The organism is Ruegeria arenilitoris (genome assembly GCF_013032445.1).
Classification (GTDB): Bacteria; Pseudomonadota; Alphaproteobacteria; order Rhodobacterales; family Rhodobacteraceae; genus Ruegeria; species Ruegeria arenilitoris_F.
Window position 1 is genome coordinate 1 of sequence record NZ_WQCA01000065.1, and the last position, 5,572, is coordinate 5,572.

4 protein-coding genes and 2 pseudogenes are annotated in these 5,572 nt (G+C 52.0%); 3 read left to right on the plus strand and 3 right to left on the minus strand.

Annotated features, from left to right (window positions below; translation table 11 throughout):
- Positions 1-269 precede the first annotated feature (269 nt).
- A pseudogene (locus GOW98_RS25235) lies at positions 270-579 on the plus strand (transposase); the annotation flags it as partial.
- 94 nt (positions 580-673) lie between these two features.
- Here the strand turns inward: GOW98_RS25235 and GOW98_RS25240 are convergent.
- The 3 genes from GOW98_RS25240 to GOW98_RS25250 all read right to left on the minus strand — a co-directional run bounded on the left by GOW98_RS25240 (position 674) and on the right by GOW98_RS25250 (position 3,495).
- A complete protein-coding gene (locus GOW98_RS25240; protein ID WP_170337351.1) occupies positions 674-2,287 on the minus strand; it encodes a M24 family metallopeptidase in 1,614 nt (537 codons plus the stop codon).
- The gene (locus tag GOW98_RS25245; protein WP_170337352.1) at positions 2,287-3,294 is read right to left on the minus strand and encodes a hypothetical protein; all 1,008 of its coding nucleotides are present in this window, start codon (positions 3,292-3,294) and stop codon (positions 2,287-2,289) included. The genes GOW98_RS25240 and GOW98_RS25245 overlap by 1 nt, the downstream gene beginning before the upstream one ends.
- A gap of 63 nt (positions 3,295-3,357) precedes the next feature.
- Positions 3,358-3,495, minus strand: coding sequence for a hypothetical protein (locus tag GOW98_RS25250; protein ID WP_170337353.1), 138 nt, complete (start codon positions 3,493-3,495; stop codon positions 3,358-3,360).
- Positions 3,496-3,831: 336 nt separating this feature from the next.
- Between GOW98_RS25250 and GOW98_RS25255 the strand changes: the two genes are divergently transcribed.
- Together GOW98_RS25255 and GOW98_RS25260 are read left to right on the plus strand one after the other, a co-directional pair.
- Complete coding sequence (locus tag GOW98_RS25255; protein ID WP_170337354.1) at positions 3,832-5,061, plus strand: MFS transporter; 1,230 nt, start codon at positions 3,832-3,834, stop codon at positions 5,059-5,061.
- 309 nt (positions 5,062-5,370) lie between these two features.
- Positions 5,371-5,572 (plus strand): annotated as a pseudogene (locus GOW98_RS25260) (IS6 family transposase); the annotation flags it as partial.

The following is a 5,572-nucleotide window of genomic DNA, read 5'->3' on the forward strand; positions in this document are numbered from 1 at the left end:
CGCGCACCGCCGCTCTTACCGAGTGGCGTCAACTTTGTTCCGGATAAGTTCGCGGATTTGGCGGTAAACTGAGACTGGTTCGAATTCGTCTGGCAGCATCCTTCGCCAGAAACTAAGGCTCCCGATTGCCGCCGAATTCACCACCCACGTCATGTCTTATGAAATCTATGCCCAGTTCTGCGACCATACACATAAAGGCCTGCACATTACTGGAGGTTGTCCTGCCGTAGATATTCAACATCCTATATTCTCATCTTGATGACATCGCATACACGGGTGCCAGGGCTCTAGTGAACAGCCTGCCATCGGCTGAATGGTTGCTTGGTGATCGCGGTTATGATGCGGACTGGTTTCGTGAAGCCCTGATAGACAAAGGCCTAAAGCCCTGCATCCCGGGCCGTAAATCACGCGACAAGCATTGCCCGGTACGAAAAGCGCCGTTACAAACGACGAAATAGAATTGAAATCATGTTCGGGCGCCGGAAGGACTGGCGCCGTGTGGCCACCAGTTACGACAGATGCCCGAAGGTCTTCCTCTCAGCCATCGCGTTCGCGGCTACCGCCTTATTCTGGCTGTAAATCAATGAGTCTGGAACCTAGCGAGCCGGATCGACATGCGGAACAACTCCCCGCAATAATTTTACAATGCCTGCCAATGGACGTCGTTAGTGGTTTAGCCCCGCCATCGGGAAACAACTCGAACCCAGGAATTTGCTTCGCGCGTAAGTTGGGTCCCGTGGATTTCTTCGCAACGTGTGTTGTACTGATTGATCCAGTGTACTTCTTGGGGTGTGAAAATTTCGGGCAGCGCGTACCGGACGTCTATGGGAATATGAGTAAGGGTCTGCGTTTTCTGATCCTGACACACGAAGAGGTTCTCAAGCCTACATCCGTATTCGTTAGGTCGGTAAATGCCGGGTTCGATCGAAAACGGAACTTGGTCAGGTATTTTCTCTGCTGACCCGACACCGAACAAAGGTTGGTAGGGATGAACCGCCACGCCTGGAATTGTGCCGTGACCCACTCCGTGTAGAGGCTCATACTCCGCGTCAAACAAGGTTTCGCGAACCAGAAAGTCTTTTTTGGAAGCGAGATTGCTTTGGTCTATGCTTGCCCTGGCCAGCGCTTTGAGCACCACCGAATATGCTTTTTGCATCGCGTTAGAAGGATTATTTCGAAAGACCATTCTGGTCGCGTCGGTGGTAAAGGTATCGCTATGGACCCCTGCATCAACCAATAGGCATCTGGCTGCCTGATGTTGCAGATTTTCCTTTAACGGGGGCGGATGTGGATATCCGGTTCGATTGTCAGTTGCGACGATTGGCGGGAATGAAAACGAACGATAGCCGTCGATTTTCATAAGTGCCGCCTGCAAAATCTTGGAAGCAGCGGCTTCATTTAGTTGCTCTGCTCGTTGGAGGTGAGCCAAGACTTCGATCATCGACCGGTCAAAGGCGTCGTTGAACGCGTTTTCACGTCTGCCGACAGGGCTGACAAACCGAAACGGGGACGGTTCTGGGCAATGAATGAGTTTATCGCCCATAAGATTGGCCGTGTTTATTGAAATCGAGTTGGTGTCTGCCCCAATACGGGGACCAGAATTATGCAACAGATCGTTCAGTTCTGAAAAATGCCGGACCAAATACCCTGCAGTTTCCAACTGCTGAAGATGATTTACAGGAAGTTTGCTCCCAATCAGGACGACGCTCAACCTGTCTTTACGGGTCAACAGCCAGGCATCAGTCGCCCCGCCGTTGCTGGCGCGCAGGCCTGTTACCTGACCTACAAACTCAGAACGGCAGATAAGCCGAGCCGACAATTGGCTGTCGCGCATATCCCGCTGCAAGTCGCTGTTGACGCAGCGCGGCGGAGCTGAAAGCTTGGATGGGCGCCATCTCTCAGACGTAGTCTTTGGAACAGAGAAATAGACATCCGCGCCGATGGCCTTCCGCATGAAATCCCGAATTCTTTGAGCTTGTGCAAAAGGCCAACTGTCGCCGCAAATTCCAATGCGCGCATTGGGTGGGCATGTGTTCGCAAGCCAGTAGGAAAGTGGCTGATGTGGTTTTGCTCGAACTGCGATTCCTGTTCCGGCCAGCGCGACCTTTGTCGCCTGCAAATCCGATGCTGGAACCGAAACGGCTACAGCGTCGGCAGTCACTGCCCAATCTGCACACTCGGATAGGTTCTCCGAAGCGATGGTATCAGGCCACCACTTCGGTGTTTTGTGCGGAAAACGCCCCGATATGAGAAACGCATCGCAGCCTTCGGGCACCGTATCCAACATCAAACCGGTGCTGTTTCCAGCATTGGCTGCGCATAACGGCGGTCGATTTCAGATTTTTTGACCTGTTGGGCGGCCCTGGAGACAAAACGGATAAATGAGCGGGTGTACGGCACCCCTTTGATGGGATCCGAAAAAACGTCACGCGCGTGAAATCCTCGGCTGTTCGACATAATAAATAGACGCCGATTGCGGATGGGGCAGGCAATTCGCTCAGGGTTGTCCAGTAGGGAACGTGACATGTCCCGCGACAGTTGGATATGAACTTTTGAGCCCACGTCAACTTCGCCGTTGAAGAAAACTCTCTCTTTGGTCCCGTCAGACCAGAACACCGGCGCCTTGATAACGCGCCCGTCGGACGACTCGATTTCTCCGTTCTGGCCAGCGTAAACGATGGGTGTCAATGAAAACCTCACATCCTGGTTTACGCCAAAGGCTTCGCGGAACTCTTCACGCTCTCGCCACAACTCGAAAGGGAGGTAGTAGAAAGATCCGGGTTGGCGGTATGCGATCATCACATTGTAGACACTGATGAAATCCGGGACGAAAACACCTTCTGGCCTCAGTTGCCCATCAGTGTGGAAGCCCAAACGCTCTTCCGGCGAGTAGAACTTGAGGCCCGCTTCCTTCAGCTTGTCTTCGTTTTTTTGAGACGCGTTATACAGAGTGAACGGCGTGGCGTTTCGTTCGTTTTCCGTAGGCTCGGCAATTGCGGAAGAAATTGCAGTGGCCGCGAGACATGCGCAGAGTGTATCAGCCGCGGCGTTGTCCATGATGCCGGTTGGAATATCTACGGCCGCAATCCCGATTTCCGGGTCTTTCAGTTTTGCCTGAATCTTCTCAACCTGAGCGGCAAACAGGCCGTCCCGGTCGTCGTTCAGAATCTCTTGTACCTTCGACTTTTCGATATGGGACAGAGAGGTGAATTCGCCGGTCAAAGTCAGATAGCGGCGCGCGAACTCTTGAGTATGGGCCAAACCTGCGGCGCTGGCACTGATAAAACTGTACATTTCAAACCCTTTCCTACGATTACAGGAGGCGCCCTTGGCGAAACCAAGGGCGCCAAACGGCGTTCATCCGATTGGTTCGTTAGGTGTCGGGCTATCTGTACATTCCGGCGATTGCATGCAGACGGATACGTCCCCAGCCAGAGCATCCAGGTCGATTTCCTTCGCAGTTTTCTCGTGAAGGGCCAGTTCATATTCAGTCATTGAATTTCTCCATGTATCTGAGCAAAGGATCTTTTGGCATTACAAAATCCAGCAGGGATATTGCTGCGCCTGCTCTTGCTTCGTTTTCGCTAGCCGGATGTCGTATCCGGTGAGGCGAATATATGGATCAAGTTTGATGAATCCCGTTAATTTCCCTTTATTCATCATGACTAATTCTTAATTTGCAATGTACGCGAAACGCGACTTAGTTTCTCCAATCAGGTGTGTTTATTGGCCGCCAAAAAACGGCGGAACATCATCATCAATGCCAGAACGCTGAGTATCTCTTGCGATTGGCTGGTGAGTTGTTGAGTGACGCAGCAGTGAGGTTTGGTGTTGACTAAATGCGGCAACAATACAACGCGCTTCGCTTTTCTGGCCTACAGTGCGTTTTCAAATTTTGGCATTGGGGCATACCTTGTCGCAACCACTTGGGGCGCGGTTCAGACCACAGGTGACGCTCGCCTAGCTGCCAGTATCTTTCTTGTCTCCATGGCTTTAGGGATCGTGTTCTCGAATATCGCCGGTCTGTATTCGGACGTGGCCGGTGTAAGGTTGCAGCTTTATGCATCAAACGTGGCAAGGATCGCTGCTGGCTTCATTCTGTTCTTGGGGACCGTAACCGAAGGGTTCCTCATAGTTTCACTTTTTGCGTTTACTGTGGTCAGGTCTGTCGGAAACGCAATTTCATTGGTTGCCGAGTCCGTTGCGTTTCAAAAGGCTTTTCCAAAGAAGATACGGTTCAAAAGGGTCGCTGAATTCGGAATTGTAAAGCAAATCAGCATTGCCGCCGGGACCGGAATTACCGGCGTTATGATAGTGTTTTGGGGCCTCAATTCGACCGTGGCCCTTCTCATTGCAATTACATTTCTGCAAATACCGCTGATTTCACTGTTCACAATAATGGGCTCCACGCCCGAGGATAATAAGCAGCCGAAATCTGAAAAGCTCCTGCGAAAGTGGGTGGCTGGCGTCCGCTACTTGACCGCAAGCCGAGAGCTTGTTGTCGCCGTCATCGTCTTGGCTGCTGTTTACAGTGTGGCGCAAGTTACCAATATTCTGGTGCCGGTATTTGTGATGAACGACCTCTCAGCGGGGCCGGATGTCTATGGAATGATGGAGATGTTGTGGTCCGCCGGTGGAACACTGATCCTGATTTTAGCTCGAAAATTCACGACCGAAGGTAGCCCGGCCAGGGTTGCGATGAGTCTTCTTATTGTAACGGGCCTCGTCATGGTCGCATTTTCCGTTTTGACCAAAGTCGAGATATCGCTTGTGCTCTATTTCGTACTCGGTGGCTTGTTCTGTCTGGTTCGATTGCTTTGTGACAGCAAGATTTTGATCGATACGGACACCGAATATGTCGGGCGAGTACGCGCGGTAAACCTTATATTGACCAATGGTATTGGGGTCGTGATTTTTGCGTTGCCGTGGCTGGTGGACACAGAATTCGTGGCGTCGATCTATGCCGTCTGGGGTATTGGATTAGTGGCGTTATCAGCAATTCTGTTGGTTTATTTGAACCTTAGCCCTCAATACAAACGCGCAGAAGCAGACAGCCAATAGTACGTGCCCAAGTCAGCCTGTCGCCTGAATCACTGGCAATCGATCCCTCAGGTGGGGCAGCGGGTCGTGGTGATTGAAACGCCTGGATACGTGGTTGCTTTCTTTCGGAGTGCTCAAACTATTCCTGGTCGGATCAACGCTAAGCCTGCCATGCGTCTGCTGGACCAGCCGAAGGGAGAGAAGGATGCGGAGGCGCTTGCACATGACCTCGCTGGCGGCAATCCGATTTCAGAAAAACACCGCTGGCCGGATGGTCTTGTCAGAAGAACATTGCTTGAGAGGGGCAGGGCAGTTGCGTAGCTTTTGCATATGACCAGACCGGCCTCTTTCAAATACTTTAAGACCAGTCCCGAGATCATCCGCCTTGCTGTGATGCTGTACATCCGTTTCCCGCTCTCTCTTCGGAATGTCGAAGATCTGCTTCATGAGCGAGGCATCGATGTCAGCCGCGAAGCTGTCCGATATTGGTGGAACAGGTTCGGGCCGATGTTTGCCGCTGAGATCAGGCGAA

Excerpts from the sequence above, each read along its gene's own strand:
- GOW98_RS25245 (WP_170337352.1), bottom strand. The coding sequence starts at position 3,294 with ATGTACAGTTTTATCAGTGCCAGCGCCGCAGGTTTGGCCCATACTCAA.
- GOW98_RS25240 (WP_170337351.1), bottom strand. The coding sequence starts at position 2,287 with ATGTTGGATACGGTGCCCGAAGGCTGCGATGCGTTTCTCATATCGGGG.
- GOW98_RS25250 (WP_170337353.1), bottom strand. The coding sequence starts at position 3,495 with ATGACTGAATATGAACTGGCCCTTCACGAGAAAACTGCGAAGGAAATC.